General features: G+C 64.8%; 17 protein-coding genes, 1 tRNA gene, 1 pseudogene and 1 riboswitch. Of the genes and pseudogenes, 11 read left to right on the top strand and 8 right to left on the bottom strand.

Annotated elements, in window-relative coordinates; translation table 11 throughout:
• Positions 1–198 precede the first annotated feature (198 nt).
• Positions 199–309: riboswitch (guanidine-I (ykkC/yxkD leader) on the top strand.
• A 78-nt stretch (positions 310–387) separates the two neighbouring features.
• From ACVMB0_RS02640 to uca, 6 genes and pseudogenes are all read left to right on the top strand, one after another.
• Entirely contained in the window at positions 388–1,461 is a 1,074-nt protein-coding gene (locus ACVMB0_RS02640; RefSeq protein WP_461345231.1) for a putative urea ABC transporter substrate-binding protein, read from the top strand.
• Between the two features lie 46 nt (positions 1,462–1,507).
• Entirely contained in the window at positions 1,508–2,326 is an 819-nt protein-coding gene (locus tag ACVMB0_RS02635; RefSeq protein ID WP_244066466.1) for an ABC transporter permease, read from the top strand.
• A pseudogene (locus tag ACVMB0_RS02630) lies at positions 2,323–3,076 on the top strand (ABC transporter ATP-binding protein); the annotation flags it as partial. The gene ACVMB0_RS02635 and the pseudogene ACVMB0_RS02630, both read left to right, overlap by 4 nt.
• Before the next feature lie 77 nt (positions 3,077–3,153).
• Positions 3,154–3,999, top strand: coding sequence for an urea amidolyase associated protein UAAP1 (locus ACVMB0_RS02625; RefSeq protein ID WP_461345230.1), 846 nt, complete (start codon positions 3,154–3,156; stop codon positions 3,997–3,999).
• Positions 3,996–4,646, top strand: coding sequence for an urea amidolyase associated protein UAAP2 (locus ACVMB0_RS02620; protein WP_461345229.1), 651 nt, complete (start codon positions 3,996–3,998; stop codon positions 4,644–4,646). The genes ACVMB0_RS02625 and ACVMB0_RS02620 overlap by 4 nt, the downstream gene beginning before the upstream one ends.
• 3 nt (positions 4,647–4,649) lie before the next feature.
• Positions 4,650–8,192 carry an urea carboxylase gene (gene uca / locus ACVMB0_RS02615; protein ID WP_461345228.1) on the top strand — a complete coding sequence of 1,181 codons (3,543 nt, stop codon included), beginning with the start codon at positions 4,650–4,652 and terminating at the stop codon, positions 8,190–8,192.
• 129 nt (positions 8,193–8,321) lie between these two features.
• Here the strand turns inward: uca and ACVMB0_RS02610 are convergent, their stop codons facing one another.
• The 6 genes from ACVMB0_RS02610 to ACVMB0_RS02585 form a co-directional block, all read right to left on the bottom strand.
• Positions 8,322–9,017 carry an ABC transporter ATP-binding protein gene (locus tag ACVMB0_RS02610; protein WP_212011943.1) on the bottom strand — a complete coding sequence of 232 codons (696 nt, stop codon included), beginning with the start codon at positions 9,015–9,017 and terminating at the stop codon, positions 8,322–8,324.
• Positions 9,017–9,766, bottom strand: coding sequence for an ABC transporter ATP-binding protein (locus ACVMB0_RS02605; protein ID WP_456752352.1), 750 nt, complete (start codon positions 9,764–9,766; stop codon positions 9,017–9,019). Before ACVMB0_RS02605 ends, ACVMB0_RS02610 begins: the two co-directional genes overlap by 1 nt.
• On the bottom strand, positions 9,763–11,055 hold the full coding sequence (locus ACVMB0_RS02600; protein ID WP_461345227.1) for a branched-chain amino acid ABC transporter permease: 1,293 nt from the start codon (positions 11,053–11,055) through the stop codon (positions 9,763–9,765). The genes ACVMB0_RS02605 and ACVMB0_RS02600 overlap by 4 nt, the downstream gene beginning before the upstream one ends.
• Positions 11,052–11,999, bottom strand: coding sequence for a branched-chain amino acid ABC transporter permease (locus ACVMB0_RS02595; RefSeq protein ID WP_456752354.1), 948 nt, complete (start codon positions 11,997–11,999; stop codon positions 11,052–11,054). The genes ACVMB0_RS02600 and ACVMB0_RS02595 overlap by 4 nt, the downstream gene beginning before the upstream one ends.
• A gap of 186 nt (positions 12,000–12,185) precedes the next feature.
• Positions 12,186–13,424 (bottom strand): branched-chain amino acid ABC transporter substrate-binding protein, encoded by a 1,239-nt coding sequence (locus tag ACVMB0_RS02590; RefSeq protein ID WP_461345226.1) that lies wholly within the window; start codon positions 13,422–13,424, stop codon positions 12,186–12,188.
• Between the two features lie 342 nt (positions 13,425–13,766).
• Positions 13,767–14,993 (bottom strand): TetR/AcrR family transcriptional regulator, encoded by a 1,227-nt coding sequence (locus ACVMB0_RS02585; protein ID WP_461345225.1) that lies wholly within the window; start codon positions 14,991–14,993, stop codon positions 13,767–13,769.
• A gap of 246 nt (positions 14,994–15,239) precedes the next feature.
• Here ACVMB0_RS02585 and ACVMB0_RS02580 point away from each other — a divergent pair, with 246 nt between their 5' ends.
• Positions 15,240–16,304, top strand: a complete 1,065-nt coding sequence (locus ACVMB0_RS02580) for a ketopantoate reductase family protein (protein ID WP_461345224.1) — start codon at positions 15,240–15,242, stop codon at positions 16,302–16,304.
• Between the two features lie 340 nt (positions 16,305–16,644).
• On the opposite strand, the gene ACVMB0_RS02575 is transcribed toward ACVMB0_RS02580, so the two are convergent.
• Positions 16,645–20,499 carry a PAS domain-containing protein gene (locus ACVMB0_RS02575; RefSeq protein WP_461345223.1) on the bottom strand — a complete coding sequence of 1,285 codons (3,855 nt, stop codon included), beginning with the start codon at positions 20,497–20,499 and terminating at the stop codon, positions 16,645–16,647.
• A gap of 338 nt (positions 20,500–20,837) precedes the next feature.
• Here ACVMB0_RS02575 and ACVMB0_RS02570 point away from each other — a divergent pair, with 338 nt between their 5' ends.
• From ACVMB0_RS02570 to ACVMB0_RS02560, 3 genes are all read left to right on the top strand, one after another.
• Positions 20,838–21,236: a phasin family protein gene (locus tag ACVMB0_RS02570; RefSeq protein ID WP_456752360.1), complete on the top strand. Its 399-nt coding sequence runs from the start codon at positions 20,838–20,840 to the stop codon at positions 21,234–21,236.
• Positions 21,237–21,526: 290 nt separating this feature from the next.
• Complete coding sequence (locus ACVMB0_RS02565) at positions 21,527–21,961, top strand: phasin (RefSeq protein ID WP_456752361.1); 435 nt, start codon at positions 21,527–21,529, stop codon at positions 21,959–21,961.
• A gap of 188 nt (positions 21,962–22,149) precedes the next feature.
• Positions 22,150–22,226 (top strand) — tRNA-His (locus tag ACVMB0_RS02560).
• A 112-nt stretch (positions 22,227–22,338) separates the two neighbouring features.
• On the opposite strand, the gene ACVMB0_RS02555 is transcribed toward ACVMB0_RS02560, so the two are convergent.
• On the bottom strand, positions 22,339–22,569 hold the full coding sequence (locus ACVMB0_RS02555; protein ID WP_461345222.1) for a helix-turn-helix domain-containing protein: 231 nt from the start codon (positions 22,567–22,569) through the stop codon (positions 22,339–22,341).
• 139 nt (positions 22,570–22,708) lie between these two features.
• On the opposite strand from ACVMB0_RS02555, the gene ACVMB0_RS02550 reads away from it, so the two are divergent.
• Complete coding sequence (locus ACVMB0_RS02550; protein WP_461345221.1) at positions 22,709–24,274, top strand: lysozyme inhibitor LprI family protein; 1,566 nt, start codon at positions 22,709–22,711, stop codon at positions 24,272–24,274.
• Positions 24,275–24,294: the final 20 nt, after the last annotated feature.

The following is a 24,294-nucleotide window of genomic DNA, read 5'->3' as shown; positions in this document are numbered from 1 at the left end:
AGCTTGCCCATCGAACATCCCCCTCGGCGTCAGCCATGACGCGATCCTGTTGGTGTCGACGACGAAATGACAGAGCCAATTCTGAGCAGACTTGCGCAGTTTTTAAGCAGAACGGCCGCGCGGCTGGACCGCGCGCGCCGAAAAATCTCATGAGATTCAAACACCGCCACCGTGGCACGGCTCATGCATCAAGGGCGTTGAGTTGGCCGCTAGGGTTCCGATCTTGCCAGGCAAGATGCTGGTCCGAGAGCAGCCGCTTGCGGGGGAGACATCCCCGCAGGTGCACGGCGGGATAAAAGCCCGGGAGACCTCGTTAGCCAAGGGATTGGCGGAGCGATGGTCTTTTCGCCAGTCCCTTTTTGTGAAGTTTCGCAAGAGGGATCGGCAATGAACAAGTTCTCTTTCTTCCTTCGCTCTGTTGTCATCGGCTGCGCGATCGTGCTCGCGGCGGCGCCTGCGGCCGACGCCGCGCCGAAGAAAAGCTTCAAGGTCGCCTGGTCGATCTATGTCGGGTGGATGCCGTGGGGTTATGCGGCCGACACCGGCATCGTCAAGAAATGGGCCGACAAATACGGCATCACGATCGAAGTCAAGCAGTTCAACGACTACGTCGAATCGATCAACCAGTACACCGCCGGCGGCTATGACGCCGTCACCATCACCAACATGGATGCGCTCTCGATTCCCGCAGCCGGCGGTGTCGACACCACCGCGGTCGTGATGGGCGACTTCTCCAACGGCAATGATGCCGTGATCCTGAAGAACAAATCCGACCTCGCCGCGATCAAGGGCCAGACCGTCAATCTGGTCGAGTTCTCGGTGTCGCATTATCTGCTGGCGCGGGCGCTGGAGACCAGCAAGCTGAGCGAGAAGGACGTCAAGGTCGTCAACACCTCGGATGCCGATATCGCGGCGGCCTACAAGACGCCTGACGTCAATGCGGTCGTGACCTGGAATCCGATCGTGACCGAAATCCTCGGCTCGCCGGATGCCAAGAAGGTGTTCGATTCCTCGCAGATCCCCGGCGAGATCATGGACCTGATGGTGGTGAACACCGCGGTCGCCAAGGACAATCCGGATTTCGCCAAGGCGCTGGTCGGCATCTGGTACGAGACGCTGTCCAAGATGACCGCGAACGATTCCGCCGCCAAGACCGCCAAGGAAGCGATGGCCAAGGCCTCCGGCACCGATCTCGCCGGCTTCGACAGCCAGCTCTCGACCACCAAGCTGTTCGACAAGGCCACCGACGCCGAAGCCTTCACGCGCAGCAACACCGTCGGCACGACCATGGATCGGGTGCGCAAGTTCCTGTTCGAGAAGGATCTGCTCGGCAAGGGCGCGAAGTCGGCCGACGCGGTCGGGATCGAACTCGCCGACAAGTCGGTGCTGGGCGACAAGTCGAACATCAAGCTGCGCTTCGACCCGACCTACATGGACGAAGCCGCCAAGGGAAAGCTCTAGGGCAAGCTCTGACACGCACAACGCCGACCTCACGCAGGAGCCGACGATGCGACTTGTGAACATACGGCCGGGACGGCAGACGCGCTTCTATCTGCTCGCGCTGCCGTTCCTCCTGGTCGCAATCGCCTACTTCGCCGGTTCCAGCGCGCGGCTCGCGCAAAACCCGAACGACAAGCTGCTGCCGGCGCTGCCGAGCATGGTGCAGGCGGTCAAGCAGATGGCGTTCGAGGTCGATCCCCGCACCGGCGGCTATCTGATGGCCTCCGACACCGTCGCGAGCCTCGGGCGGCTGGGGTCGGCGTTGGCGATCTCGACGGTGGCGGCACTGGTGCTCGGCATCGTGATCGGGCTGTTGCCGGGCGCCAATGCCCTGCTCGGGCCGTTCGTGTCGGTCACCTCGATGGTGCCGCCGCTGGCGCTGTTGCCGATCCTGTTCATCGTGATGGGGTTGGGTGAGAACTCCAAGATCGCGCTGATCGTGATCGGGACGCTGCCCTGCATGATTCGCGACCTCGCCATGAAGGTGCAGGAGCTGCCGCGCGAGCAGATCGTCAAGGCGCAGACGCTCGGCGCCTCGACCTGGCAGATCGCGCTGCGGGTCGCGATGCCGCAAACCTTGCCCCGGCTGATCGACGTGCTGCGCCTGCAACTCGGCCCGGCGTGGCTGTTCCTGATCGCCGCCGAGGCGATCGCCTCCGATTCCGGGCTCGGCTACCGGATATTCCTGGTGCGCCGCTATCTCGCGATGGACGTGATCATTCCCTACGTCGCCTGGATCACGCTGCTGGCGTTCCTGATCGATGTCGGCCTGCGCGTCCTGCAACGCAAGGCGTTTCCCTGGTTTGCCTCGGTGAGGGCGGAATGAGCGCGATCCGGTTCGACGACGTCTGGAAGGAATATGGCGATCACATCGTGCTCGAGCGCATCACGATGGAGGTCGAGCCGCGCGCATTCATCGCGCTGGTCGGCCCGTCCGGTTGCGGCAAGACCACGCTGCTCCGCATGCTGCTCGGTGAGGAGCAGCCGAGCCGGGGGCAGATTTTGGTCGACGGCAAGCCGTTGCCCGCCGAGCCCGACGCCGACCGCGGCGGTGGTGTTCCAGCGCTACTCGGTGTTTCCGCACCTGACCGTGCTGCAGAACGTGATGCTCGGCCGCGAGCTGCGCGATGCCAAGTTCACGGCGCGATTGTTCGGCGCCGCACGGCGCGCCGCCATGGATGAATCGATGAAGCTTTTGGCCGAAGTCGGGCTCGCCGGTCAGGAAAACAAATATCCGTCTTCACTGTCCGGCGGCATGCAGCAGCGCCTCGCGCTGGCGCAGGCGATCATGCGCGAGCCGAAGATCCTGCTGCTCGACGAGCCATTCGGCGCGCTCGACCCGGGCATCCGCGCCGACATCCACCTGTTGATGAAGCGGCTGTGGAACGAGACCCATCTGACCGTCATGATGGTCACGCATGATCTCAGCGAAGCATTCGGGCTCGCGACGCGGGTGATCGCGCTGGAGCGGTCGCGCAACCGGCCCGAGGAGCGCGATCGCTACGGCGCCACCGTGTCGCGCGACCTCGAGATCTTCCCGCGCCGCAGCGCCGAGCTGCGGTCCTCGGTTCAACCAGCTCCGGCCGGGACGACCCGGTCAGACAAGGAGCACCAGCCGGGACGGCCCGGCGCTCTCGTCTTGAAGGAGCAACCATGATCCTCACAGCGGAACAGAAGGCTGAGGTCGCGGCGCATACGCGACGCTACAACGAGCTGAAATCGGCCGGGCAGGAGCACGCGCCGCGGGCGCTCCCGGCGCCGACCGCGCGCGATGCCGCACCGATCGCCACAGATGCGATCATCCACCGCGAGGTGATTCCGGCGGGCTGGTACTGGACCACGCGGCTGAACCGCGGCGATACGCTGCGCATCGTCAACACGCAGGGGACATCCACCGTCAGCCTGCTCGCCTGGAACAGCGCTGATACTACCGAGCGGCTCAACCACGCCGACACCATCAAAGTGCAATGGGCGGCGCGGCTGCAGAAAGGGCGCGTGCTGCTGTCGGACATGGGGCGGGCATTGCTCGCCATCACCGAAGATACCAGTGCCGCGCATGATGCCGTGGTCGGCGGTTCGACCGCGGCGGCCAACCAGGCGAAGTACGGCGACGGCAATTTCCGCAACACGCGTGACAATTTCATCCTCGCCGCGATGAAACTCGGGCTCGACCGCCGCGACGTGCATCCCTGCGTCAGCTTCTTCGCCCCGGTCGCGATCGATGCGGACGGAAAATTCGTCTGGTCCGAGGGGCGGCGCGAGAAGGGCGACTTCGTCGATCTGCGTGCGGAAATGAATCTGCTGATCGCGTTGTCGAACTGCCCGCATCCGCTTGATCCGGCTGCGGCCTATCCGCAAGCGAGTGTGGAGATCGTGCGCTGCCGCGCGGGTGCGCCGGCTGCCGACGATCTGTGCCGGACCGCGACGGCCGAGGCGATCCGCGCCTACGAGAACAACGCGCTGTATTTCGGCGAGACCAGCGAAGGAGCCGTGCGATGACCACGCAATCCGTTCCGACCGGCCGCATCGTGCTCGATGTCGAAATTCCCGCGCGCCAGCCATGGTCGGCGATCATCCGCAAGGGCCAGACGCTGCGCATCACCGATACCCACGGCCAGCAGGCGGTGGATACGCTGTTCTATCGCGCCGATGATTTCGGTGAGCGCTACAGCGGCCAGGATACGCTGCGCGCGCAAGGCTCGGCCTATGTCGGGCTCGGCACCAAAATCATGTCGAATGAAGGCCGCGTGATGCTGCGCGTGACGGCAGACAGCTGCGGCCTGCACGACACCTCGGCGGGCGCCTGCTCCTGCGAGAGCAACACCGTGCGGTTCGGGCACCAGACCCGCTACCAGCACGCCTGTCGCGAGAATTTCGTGATCGAAGCCGCGAAATACGGCCTATCGAAGCGCGACATCGTGCCGAACCTGAACTTCTTCATGAACGTGCCGATCGATCCCGCCGGCAATTTCACCGTGGTCGACGGCGTCTCCAAGCCGGGCGACGCGATCGAGCTGGTCGCCGAGATGGACGTGCTGTGCCTGATCTCGAACTGCCCGCAGATCAACAATCCCTGCAACGGCTTCTTCCCGACGCCGGTGCAGGTCACGATCTTCGATGCCACGATCTTCGAGCCGGAGGCGTGAGGCATGTTCAGCAAGGTCCTGATTGCCAACCGCGGCGAGATCGCCGGGCGGATCGGCAGAACATTGCGTCATATGGGCATCGGCTCGGTCGCGGTCTATTCCGACGCCGACCGCTTCACCCGGCCGGTGCTCGATGCCGACGAGGCGGTGCGGATCGGCCCGGCGCCGGCGGCCGAGAGCTATCTCAACGTCGATGCCATCATGGCGGCGTGCCTTGCCACCGGCGCGCAGGCGGTTCACCCCGGCTATGGCTTCCTATCGGAGAACCGCCGCTTTGCCGAGCGGCTGGCCGAGCACGGCATCACCTTCATCGGGCCGCGGCCCGAACATCTTGACGCCTTCGGCCTCAAGCACAAGGCGCGCGAGATCGCCGAAACCAGCGGCGTGCCGCTGCTGCCGGGCTCCGGCCTGCTGGAGACTATCGACGAGGCGGTGCGCGAGGCTGAGCGGATCGGCTTTCCGGTGATGCTGAAGAGCACGGCGGGTGGCGGCGGCATCGGCATGCAGCTCTGCCACGACATGGCGACGCTGCGCGAGCGCTTCGAATCCGTGCAGCGCACGGCGCGGGCGAGTTTTGGCGACGCGCGGGTCTATCTCGAGCGCTTCGTGGCCCGGGCGCGCCACATCGAGGTGCAGATCTTCGGCAACGGCAAGGGCGATGTGGTCGCGCTCGGCGAGCGTGATTGTTCCCTGCAGCGGCGCAACCAGAAGGTCTTTGAGGAAACCCCCGCGCCGGGCCTCTCCGCCGAGATCAGGCGGCGGCTGCACGCCGCGGCCGTGTCGCTCGGCAAGGCGGTCAATTACGAATCCGCCGGTACGGTCGAGTTCATCTACGACGTCGAGCGCGAGGACTTTTACTTTCTCGAGGTCAACACCCGGCTTCAGGTCGAGCATCCCGTCACCGAGCAGGTCACCGGCGTCGACCTGGTCGAATGGATGATCCGCCAGGCCGCCGGCGAGGACGTGCTGGCTCAGGCCGGCGCGCTCACGCCAAAGGGCGCGGCGATCGAGGTGCGGCTCTACGCCGAGAATCCGGGCGCCGCCTTTCGCCCGAGCGCGGGCCGCTTGACGAAGGTCGCTTTCTCTGGCGACGCGCGGATCGACGGCTGGATCGAGACCGGCACCGAGGTGACGCCATTCTATGATCCGATGCTGGCCAAGATCATCGTGTCGGCGGAGACCCGCGATGCCGCGATTGCAAAGCTGACGCATGCGCTGAATGACACGGTCGTCGCCGGCATCGAGACAAACCTCGATTATCTGCGCGCGATCGCTGCGTCCGACGTGTTCCGCAGCGGCCAGGTCGCGACCAGTGTGCTCGGCGCCTTCGCCTATCGTCCGCACACCATCGATGTCGTTGCACCCGGTGCCCAGAGCGGAGTGCAGGAACTGCCCGGCCGGCTGCATCTCTGGCACGTCGGCGTGCCGCCGAGCGGCCCGATGGACGAACGCTCGTTCCGCCTCGCCAATCGCGTGGTCGGCAATCCGGAAACGACGACTGCGCTGGAGCTGACGGTCAACGGTCCGACCCTGCGCTTCAACACCGATGCGATCGTCGCGCTGTCGGGCGCGCGGATGAAGGCGTCGCTGGACGGCGCCGATGTGGCCTATCACGAACCGGTTGCGGTCCGCGCGGGGCAGACGCTTGCGATCGGCAGCATCAAGGGCCCGGGCCAGCGTAGCTATCTCGCCGTTCGTGGCGGCATCGACGTCCCGGAGATCCTCGGATCACGCGCGGTGTTTGCGCTCGGCGCCTTCGGCGGCCATGCGACGGGCGCGCTGAAGGCCGGTGATGTCTTGCATGTCGGTGCGGGGAGGCCTGACCTTGCGGCGCCGCGGCCGGCTACGGCGGACGAGCGGCCAGAGTTGACGTCGGCCTGGCAGATCGGCGTCATCTATGGCCCGCATGGCGCGCCGGACTTCTTCCTCGACGACGACATCGAGACGCTGTTCGCGTCTGATTACGCGGTGCATTTCAACAGCGCCCGCACCGGCGTCCGGCTGATCGGGCCGAAGCCGCGCTGGGCGCGGGCCGACGGCGGCGAGGCCGGGCTGCATCCGTCGAACATCCATGACAACGCCTATGCGGTCGGCTCGATCGACTTCACCGGCGACATGCCGATCATCCTCGGGCCGGACGGACCGAGCCTCGGCGGCTTCGTCTGTCCGGCAGTCGTCGCGCGCGACGAGCTCTGGAAGGTCGGCCAGCTCCGGCCAGGCGACACTGTTCGCTTCGTACCGGTCAGGCGCGACGATCCGGTAGCAGGACCGACGGTTCTGAAGGCGCCCGAGTTGGGATCGGCGATCATCGGCCGCAACGATGACGGCCCGATCCCGGTGGTGTATCGCCGCGCCGGCGACGACAATCTGCTGGTCGAATACGGACCGATGGAGCTCGACGTCGCGCTGCGGCTGCGCGTGCATGTGCTGGCGCAGGCACTGGAGGAGGCCAGGCTCGGCGGCCTGATCGATCTGACGCCCGGCATCCGCTCGTTGCAGATCCATTATGACGGCAGCGCGCTGTCGCGTGGCAAGCTACTCGACCTGTTGCGCAAGATCGAGCGCGAACTGCCGCCAGTCGATGCGATGCGGGTGCCGAGCCGAACCGTGCATCTGCCGTTGTCCTGGCGCGATCCACAAGCCGAGCTCGCGATGCGCAAGTATCAGGAGCTGGTGCGCGCGGATGCGCCATGGTGCCCTTCGAATGTCGAGTTCATCCGGCGTATCAACGGGCTCGGCAGCGAGGATGACGTCCGCCACATCGTGTTCGATGCCGACTATTTCGTGCTCGGTCTCGGCGACGTCTATCTCGGCGCGCCGGTGGCAACCCCGCTCGATCCGCGGCATCGCCTCGTGACCACGAAATACAATCCGGCACGGACCTGGACCCCGGAGAACGCGGTCGGAATCGGCGGCGCCTATATGTGCATCTACGGCATGGAAGGGCCGGGCGGCTATCAACTGTTCGGCCGCACCATCCAGGTCTGGAACACCTGGCGCACCACTCCCGTGTTCGAACCCGGCCACCCCTGGCTGCTGCGGTTCTTCGACAAGATCCGCTTCTTCCCGGTCGATGCCGATGAATTGCTGGACGCCCGCGCCGCATTCCCGCACGGGCAATACGACATCAGGATCGAGCAGGGCGAATTCTCCTACGCCGACTACGCGAAGCAGTTGGTTGCGACGCAGCCATCGATCGCCGGGTTCAAGGCGACCCAGCAGGCCGCATTCGACGCCGAGCGCCAGCGCTGGCGCGAGATGAAGCTCGACGAAGCGCCGGCGGAACAGGTCGATGCCGGTGCCGTCACGACCGGCATTCCCGACGGCCAGATCGGCGCGTTCTCCGAAGTACCGGGCAATATCTGGAAGATCCTGGTCGAGGAGGGCGCCGCGGTCGCGGCCGGCGACGTGCTCGCCATCATCGAGTCCATGAAAATGGAAATCTCGGTGCTCTCGCCCGCCGCGGGCCGCATCGCGTCGGTGCCGGTGAAACCGGGGCAGACATTGCGCGCGGGGGATGTCGTGGCGCTGATCCGGCCGGGGTAAATCATGCCGACCCGTGTGAGCTGCGATACCTCCCCGTCATTGCGAGCGAAGCAATCCATCGCTCCGTCCGTGCCGAAGCATGGATTGCTTCGTCGCTACGCTCCTCGCAATGACGAGGCCGCTCCCGCTTCACACTTCCAGCCATTCCTCACGGATGGCGGCGTTGTTCTTCAGCTGCTCCGGCGTGCCTTCGAACACGACGCGGCCGTGGCCCATGATGTAGACGCGGTTGGAGATCTTCATCGCGATCGAGAGCTTCTGCTCGACCAGCAGGATGGCGACGCCGGCCTTGGCGATCCGTGCGATCAGCTCGCCGACCTGCTGCACGATCAAGGGCGCCAGCCCTTCGGTCGGCTCGTCGATCATCATCAGTTCGGGATCGCCGAGCAGGGTGCGGCAAGTGGTCAGCATCTGCTTCTCGCCGCCCGACAGCACGCCGGCCGGCGTGTCGGCGCGCGCGGCCAGATTGGGGAACATGTCGAGCATCTCCTGCAGCCGCCACTTGCCCGGGCGGCGCGGGTCCTTGATGCCGAGGATCAGGTTCTGGCGCACCGTCAGCCCCGGGAAGATGTCGCGGTGCTCGGGCACATAGCCGAGCCCGAGGCGGGCGATCTTGTGGCTCGGCAGGCCGACGATGTCCTGGCCCTTGAAGCGGATGGTGCCCTGCGGCGGCACCTCGCCCATGATCGCCTTGACGGTGGTGGAGCGGCCGACGCCGTTGCGCCCGAGCAGGCTCACCACCTCGCCGGCGGCGATGTCGAGATCGACGCCTTGCAGGATGTGGCTCTTGCCGTAATAGGCGTGAAGATTCCTGACCTCGAGCATCAGTCGACCTCCTCGCCGAGATAGGCTTCCTTGACCTTCGGATTGCCGCGGATCTCCTCAGGGGTGCCGGAGGCGATGATGTGGCCGTAGACCAAGACCGAGATGCGGTCGGCGAGGCCGAACACCACGCTCATGTCATGCTCGACGATGACGAGCGTGCGTCCCTCGGTGAGGCGGCGGATCAGCGCGACGGCGCGCTCGGTCTCGGCGTGGCTCATGCCCGCGGTCGGCTCGTCCAGCATGATGACGCTGGCGCCGCCGGCGATGGTGATGCCGATCTCGAGCTCGCGCTGCTCGGCATAAGTCAAAAGGCCCGCCGGCACGTCGCGGCGATGGCTGAGATGGATGTCGTCGAGAATCTGCGCGGTGCGCTGCTTCACCTCGGGCAGATCGTCGACGTTCTTCCAGAACGCGTAGCGGTGCCCGGTCGCCCACAGCACGGCGCAACGGACGTTCTCCCACACCGTCATACGGGCGAACACGTTGGTGACCTGGAACGAGCGCGACAGCCCGCGCCGGTTGATCTCGAATGGCCGCAAGCCCGAGGTCACTTCGCCGTTCAGGCGGATCTCGCCCGAGGTCGGCTTGATGTGGCCGGAGATCAAGTTGAACGTCGTCGACTTGCCGGCGCCGTTCGGGCCGATGATGGCGTGACGCTCGCCCTTGGCGACGCTCAGGTTGAGGTCGCGGATGATGCGGACATTGCCGAAACTCTTCTCGACGGCGTTGACGTGAATGGCAGCGGTCATGCGAGATACCCCCGATCACGGGCCACCGTCGCGGCGCGATCCCAGGCCTCCGCAACGCGCCGCCAGGTGAGGCGTGCGGCCAGGAAGCCGCCGACCAAGAGAACCGCCGCGGCCGCCCAGGTCGTCGGCGCGGTGGCGACGAAGGGAATGCCGAGCAGGTTGATCGGGTCGCCGCCCGAGAAGCGTGCCACGGTTTCGATGGTCAGGATGATGCCGAGCGCAAACGCGAGCGTCGGGATCGCCGCGACCAGATAGGACGGGATCACGGTGCCGAGCGTGCCCGCGCGGATCAGCGGACGGTGTTTCATCAGGATGCCGGCGATGCCGCCCGGCGCGAACATCACGATGCCGATGAAGATGATGCCGAAATAGAGCTGCCAGACCGAGGTGACGCTGGTCAGCCCGAGTTGCAGATAGGTCACCAGGATGGCACCCAGGATCGGGCCGAAGAAGTAGGCGGTGCCGCCGATGAAGGCGGAAAACAGCACCAGGCCCGACTGCGTCGCGCCGAGATAGGCCGAGTTGGCGATCTCGAAATTGATCGCGGTCAGCCCGCCGGCGATGCCGGCGAAGAAGCCGGCGAACATGTAGGCGAGATAGCGCACCACATGCGGATCGTAGCCGATGAACTCGACGCGCTCCGGATTGTCGCGCACCGCGTTGCAGATGCGGCCGAGCGGCGTGCGGGTCAGCGCGTACATCGCGATCGCCGACACCATCACCCAGAACGCGATCAGGTAGTAGACCTGGATCTGCGGCCCGAAGGTCCAGCCGAACAGCGGCATCAGGCCCGTGCGGTCGGTGGTGATGCCGGACTCGCCGCCGAACACGCTGCGCAGGATCAGCGACGACGAGGCGACCAGCTCGCCGATGCCGAGCGAGATCATCGCAAACACGGTGCCGGCGCGCTTGGTCATGACCCAGCCGACCAGCAACGCGAACGCCATGCCGCCGATGCCGCCGACCAGCGGGATCACCGGCAGCGGGATCGGCCAGTTGTGGCTGGCGGCCGCGTTCATGACGTGCACGGCAAGGAAACCGCCGAGGCCGTATTGCACGGCGTGGCCGAACGACAACAGGCCGGTCTGGCCGAGCAGGATGTTGTAGGACAGCGCGAAGATGATCGCGATGCCGATCAGGCTGAACGAGGTCAGCGAGCCGCCGGAGGAGAACACCAGCGGCAGCACGATGAGCGCGATGGCCGCGAGCAGCCAGACGCCATAGAAGCCGAGGGCGCCGCCGGATTCCTGTTTGGTCACGGCGGAGACGGGCGTGGCAGCGTTCGTCATGACTCACGCGTCCCCAACAGGCCCATCGGGCGGAAGATCAGCACCAGCACCAGCAGCAGATAGGGCAGGATCGGCGCGATCTGCGCGATCGTCACGTTCCAGATGTCGGTGAGCGGCGTGGAGCCGAGGCTCGGATCGAGCGGGCCGAACACGCTGGCGAGCGAACCGTTCAGCGCGACCGCAAAGGTCTGGATCAGCCCGATCAGCAGCGACGCGATGAAGGCGCCGGGCAGCGAGCCGAGGCCGCCGAACACGATGACGACGAACAGGATCGGGCCGAGCAGCGCGGCCATATCGGACTGCGTCACCAGCGACGGACCGGCGATCACGCCGGCAAGGCCGGCAAGCGCGCTGCCGACGCCGAACACCAGCATGAAGACGCGGCCGACATTGTGGCCGAGATGACCGACCATGCTCGGATGAGTCAATGCGGCCTGCACGATGAGGCCGACCCGGGTCCGCTTCAGCGTCACCAGCAGCGCGATGAAGATCACGACCGAGACCACCAGCATGAAGATCTTGTAGGCGGGATAATTGGTCGAGAACACCGTGAAGGCCGGAAAATCGAGCACCGCCGGAACGCGATAATCGACCGGGCTTTTGCCCCAGATCATCGAGACGATCTCTTCGATCGCGAACGCCAAACCGAAGGTCAGCAGCAGCTCGGCGACATGGCCGTGCTTGTGGGTGTTGCGCAGGCCGTAGCGCTCGACCGCCATGCCGACCGCGCCGACCAGGAGCGGCGCGATCACCAGCGCCGGCCAGAATCCGATCCAGCGGGTGAGCTGATAACCGAAGAACGCGCCGAGCATATAGAAGCTGGCATGCGCGAAGTTGAGCACACCCATCATGCTGAAGATGACGGTGAGCCCGCTGGACAGCAGGAACAGCAGCATGCCGAACAAGACGCCGTTGAGCGTCGAGATGACGATCAATTCAGCCACGGGGCACCCGTTTGAGACTGGGAACGGTTCACGTGATCAAAGACCTGTCGAGGAAAGGGAGTTCACCAGTCATTCCGGGGCGATGCGAAAGCATCGAACCCGGAATCTCGAGATTCCCCGATGCGCAATTGCGCATCTGTGGTTCGATGCTTCGCATCGCCCCGGAATGAAGAGAGAGGCGGCCGATCAGGGCCGCTTCATATTGCAGGTGGTCGGGAGCATCGTCTGCTCGGTGTCGATCTTGGAGACGATGTGCCAGCCCCAGCCGGTGTTCTCCTCGTCGAACGGCTCCTTGGCCTTGTCGGTGAGCCCGCCGAACGAGGAGATGTAGATCGGCTGGAAGAACTGATGGTCGTCCTTGCGCATGAAACCCTCGCCGCCGTCGAACACCTCGAACTTCAGGCCTTCGAGCGCCGCCGCGACCTTCACCGGATCGATCGAGTTGGCCTTCTCGGCGGCCGCCTTAAACATCCGCATCTCGTTGACGGCGCGCGGATACCACACGGAAATGCCGGTCTTGGCGCGGAAGTCCTTCTCGAATTCCATCGCCGCCTTGTTGCCGGAGTTCGGCACGCCTTCGCTGATCTGGAACACCTGGTTCTCGAGGCCGGTCTGCTTGATCGCGGTCGGTCCGCCGGCGCCGCCGGCATAATAGGTGTACCAGTTGACCTTCAGGCCGGCATCAGCCGCGGCCTTCAACAGCAGCGCGAAGTCCTGGCCCCAATTGCCGGTCACGACGGTGTCGGCGCCCGACGCCTTGATCTTGGCGATGTAGGGCGAGAAGTCGGTGACCTTGAGCATCGGGTGCAACTCGTCGCCGACGATCTGGATATCGGGCCGCTTTTCGCCCAGCATCTTGCGCGCCGTTGATCGCACCGACTGGCCGAACGAATAGTCCATGTTGATCAGGTAGACCTTCTTGATGGACGTCTGGCCCTTCATGTAGTTGGTCAGCGCTTCCATCTTGATGTCCGAGTTCGCATCCCAGCGGAAATGCCAGTAGCTGCACTTCTCGTTGGTCATGCTCGGATCGACCGCGGCGTAGTTGAAGTAGAGCACTTCCTTGCCGGGGTTGCGCGAATTGTTCTTGGTGACGAAGTCTTCCAGCGCGGCACCGACCGATGAGCCGTTGCCCTGGGTGATGTAGCGGACGCCGGCGTCGACCGCCTTCTGCGCCTGCACCAGGCTTTCCTGCGGATTGGTCTTGTTGTCGAGCGGCACGATCTCGACCTTGTGGCCGAGGATGCCGCCCTTGGCGTTCAATTCTTCGGCAAGATACTGGAACGTCTTCAGGCCGCCTTCGCCAACGCTGGCGCCGCCGCCGGAGAGCGGATCGATATAGCCGATCTTGAGGTTTTCCTGCGCGGACGCCGCGCCTCCCAACACCGTCAGCGCTGCCGCGGCGGCAACGATCAGCCTATGCATCCTGCGTTCTCCCTTGCTTGTGTTTCTTGATCTTGAGCGATCGAGGCCGTCTCATAACCCCAATTGCCGAGCCTTCGCAACTTTCGCTTTGAATACTGCGTCAAGTTTTAGCGGGCGGTACCATGATGTTATAGGCTATACGAAGCCGGAATCGGCTGGGAATTGGTCGCTGTTTTGAATTGCAGGTAAACTTTTGGATGAGAGGGCGGCGTTCGTATTGCTTCGCTGTTTGGAACTGACGCCGGCGCTGTCTCGCTCTAAACCGGCTCTCTCAACATACAGCATCGCCCGGGGCTGACCCATCCCGACCTTCCCCCCTTTCAGAGGGAAGGGGGAAGCGGTTCAGGCCGGATATCGGCGCGGCTTGAGGCCTGCCAGAAACAGCCGCGCGAAATGATCGGCGATCTGCATCGGAGTCCAGTCGCGCCTGGTCCTGAACCAGATCGGATACCAATGGCCCATTCCGGTCAAAATCCGTTCTGCGAAATACGTATCGATGCGGCGGAAGCGGCCCTCGTCGATCCAGCGCTGATAGCTGTTCTGGTCCTGCCGGATCGTTGCCAGCACGTCGCCGACATAGGCTTTGCGGTCGACGTCGTTGAGATAGTTGATGTTGTGGTAGGTCGCCTTTGGACCGCAGGGCGTGTCGTGCAGCATCAGCAGCAGGCGGATTCGTTGCACGATGTGATCGAATGGGCCAAGGCTGTGCGCTTGCAGATGCTCGCGGATGCTGACCTCGCCGGCGAGCCCGCGTCGCAGGCACGCCAGCAGCAGGCTCTCCTTTTCGCTGAAATGATAGTAGATGCCGGCGCGGGTCATGCCGGCATCGACCGCGATGCTCTCGAGCGACGTGCCCGACGCACCCCGCCGGTTGAAGCTGTCGGAGGCGATCGACAGCATCCTGTCGAACTTCGCGGCCCGCTTGTTCAACGCGGCGCGGGACTCCAGGAACGGTGCAAGGCTGAGCGGTTCGGGCATTGCGGGCATGGCGATCTCGCGCCGGTACACGCCGTGGGTGATGATGTCGTCGATCGCATCGATCGCCTGTTGCCGCGTGTAATAATCGCGTTCCGACAGCCAGAACGGAACCCAGTCCAGGATCGAGATCAGCGCCACCGCCGCGAGCAGCGGTTCGTCGCAGGCGATCGAGCCGTCGGCGACGCCGCGCTTGAGAATGTCCGCGAGCAGTGCAGCGTTCTGCCAGCGCCTGGCATGAACTTCGCTGCTGTAGGGCGCAGCCAGCGCATCGATATCGCTGAACAGGATCATGCGCTGGCCTTCCGGCCTGAGCCGGCCGCGCACGAAGCGTCTGACGATCTCGAGCCCGTCGATCCCGGGCTCGGCGGCCGCCTCGATCTCGTGCCGGTAGATTGCGAGGCCCCGTAGATAGCAGTGGAAGATCAGATCTTCCTTGTCGCGGAAATAGTGGTACAGCGCGCCCGGCACCGCCCGGACCGACGCCGCAACCTGCTCCATCGTCACATTGGCATAGGAGTGGCGGGCAAACAGCCGGGACGCTGAGACGAGGATTTCTTCAGCCCGGTCCGTTGGATCGGCGGCGACTTGCAAGCTCGAATGCCCTTCCTGGTCGCGGAACGAAAGTCCGCAGGCGAGATAATCCCCGAGATAATCCCCTTGGCAGCCGCCTGTCGATCTGCGATAGACGGTGGCATACCATACACCAGCCGGACCGTGTTGTCCGAGGGGTGATGTGGCGGACGCCGGACCGGGGACACGCTGGACGGCCAAGATCGACCGGGCAGCAGCCGGCATCACCCTCAGGGCAGAATTTTGGAGAGAAGGGCTTAACAGAGCATGGCGCGCAACATTCTGATCCTTGGAGCTTCCTACGGCTCCCTGCTGGGGACCAAGCTTTTGATGGCCGGGCACAACGTGTCCCTGGTGTGCCGCAAGAACACCGCCGACCTGATCAATCGCGAAGGCACGGAGGTCCGCATCAAGCTGCGCGACGAGAAGGAGCACCGCTCGATCTTCTCGCGCGACCTGCCCGGCAAGCTCGACGCCGTGACGCCCGCCGATGTCGACGTGTCGCGCTACGACATGGTTGGACTTGCGATGCAGGAGCCGCAATACACCAACCACACGGTTCGCGTGCTGATGATCAAGATCGCAGCAGCCAAGCTGCCGTGCCTGTCGATCATGAACATGCCGCCGCTGCCGTATCTGAAGCGGATTCCCACGCTGGCCGGCATGGACCTCGAGGAGGCCTACACCAACGCCCAGGTGTGGGAGCGCTTCGATCCGGGCCTGGTCACGCTGTGCTCGCCGGATCCGCAGGCCTTCCGGCCGCCGGAGGAGAAGGCCAATGTGCTGCATGTCGGCCTGCCGACCAACTTCAAGGCTTCCGCCTTCGCCGACGACAAGCACAACAAGGTGCTGCGCGAGCTCGAAGCCGACATCGACGCGGTGACGCTCGACGGCCAGGACGTGCCGGTGAAGCTGAAGGTCTTCTCGTCGCTGTTCGTGCCGCTGGCGAAATGGTCGATGCTGCTGACCGGCAATTATCGCTGCATCACGCCGACAGAGCTGCAATCGATCCGCGACGCCGTGCACAGCGATCTCAACCGCTCGCAGGCGATCTACGACCATGTCGACGGCATCGCGCGCAAGCTCGGCGCCGATCCTGCGGACCAGGTGCCGTTCGCAAAATATGCCAAGGCGGCGGAAAGCCTGCTCAAGCCGTCCTCGGCGGCCCGCGCGGTCGCCGCCGGCGCGCCGTTCATCGAGCGCGTCGACCTGCTGGTGAAGCTGATCTCGCATCAGCTCGGCACGCCCAGCGCGGAGATCGACCGCACGGTCGAGACCGTCGATCAGAAGCTGAACGAGAAGATCGTGCAGGGCGGCTCGGGCGCGGAGTAGCGCAACGTGTGATGGCGGGGGCTTTGTGCCCTCGCCATGCATCGGCGCTCGGCAAAGCGCGCGATCGCGGTTCTCGAACGCATGGCTCGGCTCGTGCAGCTGCGGCTCGGAGCCACGGACATGTCGATCAAATCGCTTCCTCTGTTAGCAATCTATGGCGACCTCGATCGCGCACGCGACATCCTTGCTTCAAGCAGGCTCGGCTATCGTGCTCCGTTCTCGTGAAGCGAGCACGCCGGTGAGGCTCCCTCCTCCCTTGCGGGGGAGGGTGGGAAGGTCCGCTGGTGCGTCTCTCACGCTGAAGCGAGGAAGCTGTTGACCGCTCGCGTGTCGCCGAGGGTCACGCCCTTGCGGCGGCGTGGGCGAAGGTCACCTCGATCAAGGTGCCGGTGCGGCCGCCGGTTCGGATCTGGAATTTGGCGCGATTGGCTTCGACCAGCGCCTTGGTCAGCGACAGGCTGACGCCGCCGGAGCCGGCCTGATCGGATGGCGTTGGCGCGCGGAACGGCTCGAGCGCGGCGGCGACCTCGTTGTCGTTGAGGCTCTGGCCGGTGTCGCGCACCCGCAGCATCACTTCGCCGAAATCCGACAGCGCGGTCGAGACGATCACCTGGCCGCCGGCATTGGCGAGATGGATCGAGTTGCCGATCAGGTTCAGCGTGATCTGGCGCAGCGCCCGGGCATCGGCGACGACCGGCGGCAGCGTATGCGCGAGCGAGGTGCGGATGATGATGCGCTCGCGATTGGCCTGCGGCTGCATCACCGCGACGCAGCTCTCCACCATCTCGTTGAGATTCTGGCTGGTGAAGGCGAGGTCGAGCTTGCCGGTCTCGATCCGCGACAGGTCGAGCAAATCGTTGACGATCGCGATCACGCGCTCGCCGGAGGCGCGGATGTCCTTCATGTATTCGACATAGCGTTCGTTGCCGAGCGCGCCGAAGCGCTCGCCGATCATCACCTCGGCAAAGCCGATGATGGCGTTGAGCGGTGTGCGCAGCTCGTGGCTGATCCGCGCCAGCATGTCGGTCTTGGCGTTCGCCGCGCGCTCGGCGAGCCGTCGCGCCTCGCGCACCTCGCTTTCGCTCTTCTTGGTTTGCGAGAGGTCGCGGAACACGGCGAAGAAATTCGGTCCGTCGGCACGGGTGCGGCCCATCGTCACCGACAGCGGGATGATGCCGCCCTGGCGGACGCGGCCGAGCGTCTCACGCCCGTGATCGAGCAGGCTGGCGACGCCGGATGATTTCACGCTCGCCAGATAGTCGAAGATGCCGTGCTGGCTCTCCGGCGCGAACAAATCGGCGAGGTTATGCGTGACGAACTCACTGCCGTCATAGCCGAACAGCGCTTCTGCACTGCGGTTGCAGGAATGGATGTTGCCTTCGGCATCGAACATGATGATGCCTTCGGCCGCGGTGTCGAGGATGGCGCCGAGCTCCTCGGCGTCGGCGTGGCCGGCCTGCGGCGGCGGTGGCGCAAGCAGCGGCTCTGCTGCAGCCTCCGGTTCGGGATCGGAGAGCGCGGCGGCGACCGCGGTGTCCTCGTCGAGCGTGCGCGAGAAGATCAGTGCAAGCGCGGCGTCATCGTCCCAGCTGATGGTGTGCAGCCGCGCTTCCGCGGACACTTGCTCGGCCTGGGCGTTCTGGTTGGCGGAGATCGTGACCGGCGTGCCGGTGCCGGAGGTGCTGCTCGCCTGCGAGACGCCGGGCTCGACATAGAGCGCGTCGAGCCCGCCGGCGGCTTCCAGCGCGTGCAGGCTGTCATAGCCCATGCGGGCGAGGAAAGCGTGGTTGGCATAGAGCAGGCGGTCGAGCCGATAGACCAGGATGCCGACCGGCAACAGATCGAGCAGCGTGCGGTCGCGTCGGGAGTCGGCGCGCGGCGCGGGCTCGGCGGCGGCGAGCCAGCCGGGCTTTGGCGACTCTGCCGGCGTCTCGCGTTGCGCGGCGGTTTCTTGCTGTGCAGCCTTTTCGTGCTGGAGCACGGTTTCCGGCTCCTGCTGCGACTCGTTCGCGTGCGGCTCGTCGGCAACCGGTTCCGCGGTGGCGGCGGCCTCGTTGGTCGCAGCAGTGAGGCCGGCCTCGCTTTCGAGCCGGGCCGACAATTGGCGCGCGAGCTCGTTGAACGCGTTGTTCTCGACCGGCGTCAGCGACGGCGGCCGCGCGTCGCCGGCGGGGCGGAACGGCACCACATTCGGTGGCGGGTCGTGACGCACTTCGTGCGTGTCCTCGTGCGTGTCCACGGCGTGATCCGGATCGGCTTGGTGTGAAGTCTCTGCTGCAGGCTCGGTCAATTCCTCGGGTGGTGCTGTTGCGGTCGTATCGGGCGGCGGCTCCGCATGCGGCGGAGGATCGTCATGCGGCGCGGCGGGCCCGGGCGGCGCAGCGGTGCGCGGCGCCGGCGCGACATCGGCCGACAGCGATTGCGGCGCGACCGCGCCGCTGAAGAACTCATAGCGTCGCAACGCGGCGAGTCGCGCAAGCCCGTCGAGATCGCGACACACACCAAAGCCGCGATAGCCGGCGAAATTCCGGTTGCGGTCGAATACCGGCAGGCCGGACAGTTCCACCGGCAGCCGGCCGCCGCCGTCGACCGGCCAGTGCAGCGTGATGCCGCTCCAGGTGTCGTGGCTGGCGAACGCCTGCATGACGCGGCCCTCGGGATCGAGCCCGAAGCTGTCGGCGATGTCGCTCCACAGCCGGCCGAAGCCGGCCGCGGTGTGCAGCCCGATCAGGCGGGTGAATTCGTCGGAGCCGAGCGAGAAGCGCGCCTCATGGTCCATCTGCCACATGAAGCGCAGCGGATGCCGTCGCACCGGCAACGGCTCGTCGAGCCAGGAGGGCGGCTTTGCCGGTGCTGACGTCGCGGGCTCCGGCTCGGCGGCCGGCGGCGCGGGCAGATCCGCGATCGCATAGGGCGAGGGGGCGGGATCGGCCGGCGGTGCCGGTGTTTCCGCGGCCGGCGCAAGCGCGATCTCTTCGAGAACAGGTGTAGGCTCCGCTGCAGGCTCTGCGATCTGCGCTTCAGCGGGCGCCTCGATCAGCGCTTCCGACAGCGGCTCCTCGACGGTGGGGCTTTCGTCAGGCGTGGTGTCGAGAGTCGCGGCTTCGACCTGCGCTTCGGCAGGGGCTTCGATCAGCGCCTCCGACAACGGCTCCTCGACCGCCGGAGTGTCGTCGGGTGTCGTGTCGAGAGGTGCGGCCGCGATGGGAGCTTCTTCTGCCTGCGTCACTTCTGACGCGAGCGATGGAGCAACGTCTGCGTGTTCGGATTCAGGCACGCTGATGATCGGCTCGGCGGTTTCTTCCGGCGTCGGGTTGAGTGCGTCGAACAGCGTGAAGGTGGCCGACGCGTCGCTGGCCTGCACGGGGGCTTCGTGATGCGCCGCTTGCCGTTCGACGGCGAGCGGCGCTGGCGGCGGCTCGGTCGCCGCGGTCTCCGGCGGCGTCACCGCTGATAATACCGGCGCTTCAGGTGCGGTCGGCGCAGCCGTCTCGGGCTCAATTGGTTGAGGCACGATCGGTCCCGAAGGTCTTGCAGCGACATGCGGCGCCGGCTTGATCAGCGCGATCAGCGCGCGATCGGCGCCGCGGCCGATCCGTTGCAGCACGACGCGGCCGATCGCAACGCTCGCCGCAGCGCGGCCCTGCGCCAGCGCCTCGTCGCGCGCCGCATCGAGACCGGCTTCGCCGAGATCGTGCAGGCCGGGCAGCGCACGTGCCGCTTCGTTGGTTGCGATCAACAGTCCGTCGCTGGTGAAGGCGGCAGCGGGACGCGGCAATCCCTGCACCAGGCGCAGCAAGCGCTCGGCAAGCGGCATGCTGCGGCCGGTCGCATCGAGCGCCGAGATCAGGATGCCCTGGCTGCCGACGGGCAGCTCGATGCGGATGCAGCCGCAGGTCGCGAGCATGCCGGGCGCCGCGCCGAAGCCGCGCAGCCGTTCCAGCCGCACCGCGCCGTTGCTGCCGAGGCTCGGGCCGAGCCGTGCGAGCTGGCGGCGATGCGGATCGGCCGGACCGAAGACGCGCTTCGCCAGCTCGGTGCCGTTAGCGGCACCGAATACCTGCGCACCGGCCGGATTGGCCCACAGAATCCGTGCGCCGTCGGCCGACCACAGCCATGCCGGCAGGGAGCTCGTCGCATGGTCCGCCAGCCTGACATCGCCGAGCGCCTGGATCTGGAATTCCGCGTCACTCATCACGCACGATTTGACCGCATAGGTTTGGCTTTCTTCCTAGCTTTGCCGAAGGCCCGGCAGCCGCAGGACGACAGCCTTAACAGAAGGTTAGTATCGCAAGCGGGGGGCGGCAGGTCCATGTCCGCGGCCAAACTGCCCCCGCCAAAGCCGGGATAACGTTAACTTGGCTGAACGATCCACAGCGGTTTAGCGTTGTCGGGGCAGAGGCAGTGGCTGCGACAGCGTGTTGCGGCGCCTGGTGGCACCGCGTCACACTTGCGGTTGCAGTGCCGCGATATTCCTGCCGCGCGCCCGCAAGGCCAAGCGGCGGGCAGATCACCAAGCGAGGGAGAACGACCATGAGTGACAACGGGCGTGACCATTTCGAGATCCCCAAGTTCGAGATCCCCAAGGATATGCGGTCGATGGCGGAAGCAAGCTTCGATCAGGCACGCAAGGCTTTCGAGCAATTCGTGACCAACGCCAGGGACACCGCCGGCAAGATCGAGGAGCGCAACGCCACGATGCGCGCCGGCGCCAAGGACCTGTCGGCCAAGGCGTTGTCCTATGCGGAAAAGAACGTGCAGTCGTCGCTCGACTACGCCCAGTCGCTGCTCAAGGCGAAGGACCTCACCGAGGTGATGCGGCTGCACAGCGAATATGTGCAGGGCCAGATGCGCTCGCTCGCCGAGCAGGCCAGCGAAATGGGCCAGGCGGTCAGCCGCGCGGCGATGGATGCGGTCAAACCCAAGAGCTGAGGCACGAACTGGGAAGGACTGGCCCGGGGGCCAAACTCAGGCTGATTTTGGCCCCCAATCCTGGTTGGGTGCGGTAACCCCATATTCCGTCACGTAAAAAATGTGGCGTCGCACGCGATCTCACGTTGCGTTGCACAATATTGACATGATATGGGTGTTTATTAGGCGCGCCCGACGAAGGGCAATCCCGTGAATCAAGGCAGCGTGATCCATTTCAACGTTCCCGGCCTGCTGGCTCCGGGACGTTCGCAATGGTCACATCTACTCACCCGTTGCGAAGGATTACACGTATGACCAACCCGTCCGATCCGTTCTCCGCCTCCATTATCCCGTTCGAGGTTCCCGAGCAGATGCGCGCGTTCGCCGAAAAGGGCGTGCTGCAGGCTCGCGACAGTTACGCCAAGTTCAAGGACGCTGCCGAGACCCACAACTCGACGGTCGAAGCCGTGTTCACCTCGGTGAGCAAGGGCGCCAGCGCCTACTCGGCCAAGCTGATCGAGTTCTTCAAGGCCAACACCACCTCGTCGCTCGACTTCGCCCAGGAACTGTTCAGCGTGAAGTCGCCGACCGAAGCGGTCGAGCTGTGGACCTCGCACGCCCGCAAGCAGTTCGAGACCTACACTGCGCAGGCCAAGGAACTGGCCGAGCTCGGCCAGAAGGTCGCCAGCGAGACCGCCGAGCCGATCAAGGCCAGCGCCTCGAAGTTCTACAAGCCCGCCGCCTGATCGCGGTCTGCAGGATCTCAGCGAAAGGCCCGGCCCTTGACGGTCCGGGCCTTTTTGCTGGACGGGGACCGTTAAGCGGCCCGAGATAAGAGCGGAAATCGGCGTGTTAAGCGCTTGCCAAAGGCGGGCGTTGCACCTAGTTTCCGCCCGAAATCGCCGCCCCGCTTGAGCGGGCCGCGCGTCAGGATGCAGTTGTAGCTCAGTTGGTTAGAGCGCCTGTCTGTGGAACAGGAGGTCGGTGGTTCGAGCCCACCCAACTGTACCAGCTAAGCAACTGAAAAGGCGTTACTTCTCTTGAGCGGGCAGATGCCTTCTCGAGAAGGTCGGTATCCGCGGAACCACCGAGGAACCACGGGGCTGCATTTCGCTTTGGCCCGCTAGCGCAGGGCTCGTATCAGCTTGCAAGGATCGAAGCCGATCGCTGCCGCGACGTCGATCAGCTCTAGGACGTCAAGCCGGCGATCCCCACCCTCGTATTTTGCGACATACGACGGCGGCTTGCCAAGCCGCTCCGCAACGATCGTTTGCGTCAACCCAGCTGCCTTGCGCTGCTGCTTCAGCAGCTCGCACAGCTTCATGTGACGCGCGGTGTAAATCGATTTTGGCAACTCGGAAGCCCCAGGAGCCCGGGCTTCCGATGAACATCAGGCTGGCGGATTCTCCCAAAACAGGAGAAAATCGGCTCCGTTGTGTCCTTCTGATTGTGCCTTTCCCCGGTGAATTGCACCGCATATTTCGCAGGCAATCATGTTTTTCATTGTGTTCGTTTGGTCCATTCTGGCCCTGGTCATCGCGAGTGCAGCTAGCCAACCGGCGCGCAGCAGAATCGGCTGCCTCACCCTGGTTTTAGTGACGGCGGTCGTTGGGGTCCGCACCGGGGCAACGCAGGAGCGGGGACAGTTGCCGCGCGGGACCGACCAGCCGAGTTTCGATTGCGCAACAGCGAGGACGGCGGCTGCCCGGCTCATTTGCGCAGATGTTGAATTGACCCGCCTCGACGGCGCGCTTGGTGCTGCGTTTCAGAGGCAGAAGGCACAGCTTCCGGAACCCGATCAGTCGCAGTTAGTTGCCGATCAACTTTCTTGGATCAGGGACAGAAACGCGCGTTGCGGCCTCGATGGCAAAGAAACCTTGGCAACAGATGTTCTGGTGACGGCCAGAACTTGCATGGCCGATGCAATTCGTAGTCGCATTGCCCATCTCGCTTTGGCTCCAACGGGCAAGCCAGCGCAGGAGCCGAATATCGGAGCTGGACAGATGGCGGGCTCCCGCGCGCCGGCACCGTCGCAGCAAGATGAGAAAGCCCACCCACTGCTTAATGTGCGGATTAATGTCTCTTTGACCGATGAGCCCCGACCTTGGGTCCGCGGGACCACAAACCTCCCCGACGGCACAAACTTGCATGTTTGGGTTCGAAAGGCATGGCGTCCTGATGCATCGCGACGACTTGCTGCCGGACTTGCAGCCTGCGGAGACGACTGCTGGCCGCTAATGTCACCAGCGGATTCAGCAGAGACAGTGGCAAGCGTGAACGCCACCGTGGTCAACGGGAATTTCGCGGCAGGACCATTCGTCGAAGACCTGTCCAAAAATAGTCCCCCGCCTGCTGGTAGGTACATTCTTGAAGTTTCGGGGTGGTCTGCAAGGCAGCCGGCTAACGTGCTCGAAATCATCGGACAGAGGGGAGAGAACTTAGCCGGCCCATTAATTGAGGGGTGCTGTGTGGGGCCCCCTCAAAGTATCCTCGTGGGCGCGAGGGAGCTTCGGCGACGATTGCTCTCGATCGATGACGGAGTGCTGATCTATTACGGGAGATACGTCGAAATCGGAGGTCGTGATCGCCGAGATGAATCGCCTCGTCAAGGCGACGGCCAGTCAGGCTCAGGTCTTATCCCTCCGTGGCGGCCGGGCATCGAATCGTCTTGCTGTACTGATGAAGATCGACGAGGTGCAATGGCGGCGGCGCGAGCGCAGTCCAACGCTTCCCAGGCCCTCCTCGACTATGAAGCAACCATGCGACCGCTCATTAGGGCGACTGAACTCGCGAACAAGGCCGCGATTTGTGGTTTGCGAAGTGATCGTTACCAGGGAACGTTTAGGACCGCGCAGCTCCTGACAATGTCCAAGTTGACGGTTCATCTCACCCAAGACGAGTTGCTCGCAGCGGACGTAGATATGCAAAAGGCGGTCGCGGGAGCTCGCTCCGAAATCGGATTGCCTGACCTAGACATAGCCTGCCGAACCCTGCTCAGCGATTCGTACCTGCAACAGCTCGATGAAATGGAGCGCGAGCTGACCGCAAATTATCACTAGAGAGGTGGCGCTCTTGGGCC

This window comes from Bradyrhizobium sp. USDA 4451 (assembly GCF_054822585.1).
This window is presented reverse-complemented; position numbering and strand designations above follow the sequence as displayed.

Bases quoted from the DNA above. Each gene is read 5' to 3' on its own strand.
- ACVMB0_RS02640 (WP_461345231.1), top strand. From the start codon at position 388: ATGAACAAGTTCTCTTTCTTCCTTCGCTCTGTTGTCATCGGCTGCGCG.
- ACVMB0_RS02635 (WP_244066466.1), top strand. From the start codon at position 1,508: ATGCGACTTGTGAACATACGGCCGGGACGGCAGACGCGCTTCTATCTG.
- ACVMB0_RS02625 (WP_461345230.1), top strand. From the start codon at position 3,154: ATGATCCTCACAGCGGAACAGAAGGCTGAGGTCGCGGCGCATACGCGA.
- ACVMB0_RS02620 (WP_461345229.1), top strand. From the start codon at position 3,996: ATGACCACGCAATCCGTTCCGACCGGCCGCATCGTGCTCGATGTCGAA.
- uca (WP_461345228.1), top strand. From the start codon at position 4,650: ATGTTCAGCAAGGTCCTGATTGCCAACCGCGGCGAGATCGCCGGGCGG.
- ACVMB0_RS02610 (WP_212011943.1), bottom strand. From the start codon at position 9,017: ATGCTCGAGGTCAGGAATCTTCACGCCTATTACGGCAAGAGCCACATC.
- ACVMB0_RS02605 (WP_456752352.1), bottom strand. From the start codon at position 9,766: ATGACCGCTGCCATTCACGTCAACGCCGTCGAGAAGAGTTTCGGCAAT.
- ACVMB0_RS02600 (WP_461345227.1), bottom strand. From the start codon at position 11,055: ATGACGAACGCTGCCACGCCCGTCTCCGCCGTGACCAAACAGGAATCC.
- ACVMB0_RS02590 (WP_461345226.1), bottom strand. From the start codon at position 13,424: ATGCATAGGCTGATCGTTGCCGCCGCGGCAGCGCTGACGGTGTTGGGA.
- ACVMB0_RS02580 (WP_461345224.1), top strand. From the start codon at position 15,240: ATGGCGCGCAACATTCTGATCCTTGGAGCTTCCTACGGCTCCCTGCTG.
- ACVMB0_RS02575 (WP_461345223.1), bottom strand. From the start codon at position 20,499: ATGAGTGACGCGGAATTCCAGATCCAGGCGCTCGGCGATGTCAGGCTG.
- ACVMB0_RS02570 (WP_456752360.1), top strand. From the start codon at position 20,838: ATGAGTGACAACGGGCGTGACCATTTCGAGATCCCCAAGTTCGAGATC.
- ACVMB0_RS02565 (WP_456752361.1), top strand. From the start codon at position 21,527: ATGACCAACCCGTCCGATCCGTTCTCCGCCTCCATTATCCCGTTCGAG.
- ACVMB0_RS02550 (WP_461345221.1), top strand. From the start codon at position 22,709: ATGTTTTTCATTGTGTTCGTTTGGTCCATTCTGGCCCTGGTCATCGCG.